Source organism: Alteromonas sp. G5_S2_22_S1 (assembly GCF_054968525.1).
In genome coordinates this window covers 1-1,334 of record NZ_JBQKUJ010000045.1, presented here as the reverse complement: position 1 = coordinate 1,334, position 1,334 = coordinate 1, and the positions used below count along the sequence as shown (strand labels likewise).

Below are 1,334 nucleotides of genomic sequence, written 5' to 3'. Positions count from 1 at the left end.
CTGAGGGATCCCCACGAATTTAATTTCATGTGGCCCCAGCCCAGGCCCCGTCTACTATGGAGCTGTACCATTGGAGTGCAGCTTTCCACTGTCGCATAGTGAATCGTATTCGGCAAGCGACAGCCCTAAGTCCAAGGTAATGGAATGACAGCACGCTTCTGGTTTCGGTATTGGCTTGGAAGCGCCGATGTTTGTTGGAAGAGACGAGCACCATACCCAGTAGTATAGCCACTAATGACGCTAACGTGGTCAGCAATACTAGTATTGTTAGACGCTGCTTTTTCACACTTTTATTTTGCTCATAGCCAAGCCCGAACTTGGTGCTTTTCATGTCTCTAAAGCCTTCTTCAATTTGCATTCGCTGCCTGTAAATGGCTACAACTTGTTTCGATAGGCTTCGGTGAGACGCCAGTGATGTGGCTAATAGCCACGGGTCTTTAGCGCCTTGCGCATGCACCTTTGAGCGCTTTGAGGCTTTGCGTGTACCATCTGGATTTGAAGCATGTCGTCCTTTAGATTTCTGTTTAAACAGAACTAGCGTGCAGGTAAAGGGGTTGCTCCTTACTATTTGGCTGTTATCGAAACGCTTCGGTCGACAGGTTGCTTGTGCGTAAAGATGACGAATACATTGCCACGTATTTCCTCTATCAAGCGAGTAAAAATGTGGCTTGCGGATACGCCCAACAATGTCCCATCCTAGCGCCCTAACTTCTCTAAACCAAGGCGATTTATACCCTGCGTCGGTGACGATAATGGGACGACAGTGAGAAGGTAATATAGCGTGCAAGGTCTTCAAGAAGGTCTTGTGCGTAGCCGGTTTCTCTTTCGTCTTATTGCAGTGCACTTCTTGATACAGTGTGATGGGCCTACCTTTTAAAGATATTGCTGCGCGTAACAGAAAATGCGCTTTACGGTCATCTAAATCTGACCAATCGATTGAGATAACAGGGCGTGAAGTGTTACCACAAAATAGTTGGCCGATAGATGCATAGATAAACGGTGTTTCACTTAATAAATGCGGGTTTGAGAGCAAGCGGTCGGCACGTTTAATTCGATGTTTTTCAAAGGCTTTAGTGTTGATTCCTCGACCTATGCTGGTTACTGTTGCAGCGCTTCCAGTAAGCAAGCTTTTGACGCACGCCGTTACCGCATCCCGACGAGTTTTATGCATTTTATAGCTGACAAGCGATACGACATTGTTCACAATAGATAGGGCATTCATGGCTGTTTGGTCTCGGTGAAGTTTGGCGATTGATCTGATCACCAAACGTCATGAATGTTCCTATCTTTTTTATCTCACTGATATCGTTATATTATTTGTGGGGATACCTCAG

Annotated in this window: 1 protein-coding gene; it reads right to left on the bottom strand. The window is 46.0% G+C overall.

Annotated elements, in window-relative coordinates:
- Positions 1-25: 25 nt before the first annotated feature.
- On the bottom strand, positions 26-1,264 hold the full coding sequence (locus ACTRWF_RS19605; protein WP_462836099.1) for an IS4 family transposase: 1,239 nt from the start codon (positions 1,262-1,264) through the stop codon (positions 26-28).
- Positions 1,265-1,334: the final 70 nt, after the last annotated feature.